Origin of the sequence: Polynucleobacter sp. AP-Kaivos-20-H2, assembly GCF_018882215.1 — a bacterium.
Taxonomy (GTDB): domain Bacteria; phylum Pseudomonadota; class Gammaproteobacteria; order Burkholderiales; family Burkholderiaceae; genus Polynucleobacter.
The window spans coordinates 1-239 of sequence record NZ_JACVOX010000013.1 but is presented as its reverse complement, the minus strand read 5'-3'; the positions used below and the strand labels follow the sequence as shown (position 1 = coordinate 239).

1 protein-coding gene is annotated in these 239 nt (G+C 48.5%); it reads left to right on the top strand.

What is annotated here, in order from left to right; translation table 11 throughout:
- Positions 1 to 228: hypothetical protein (locus ICE89_RS11660; protein WP_216266028.1), on the top strand; the 228-nt coding region annotated here is incomplete at its 5' end.
- Positions 229 to 239 lie beyond the last annotated feature (11 nt).

Here is a 239-nt window from a genome sequence, read left to right as displayed (position 1 = left end):
TTGGCAATAGCGCTGCTACTCAAAGCACCGGCTAGGGTAGAAGTCAGACCAGCAAGTGCTGCGCTAGAGATACCACTAATAGCCGAAGTAGATAATCCGGCAATGCCTGTAGTACCAAGCGCGGTCAAAGCGGTAGAGTTCAAACCAGCAACTGCTGATGAAGTCAAGTTCGCACTTAGCGAAGTGCCTAAAGTTGCGAAGGCATTGGTATTTAAGCTAGCCAATTGACTAGAGTTGAG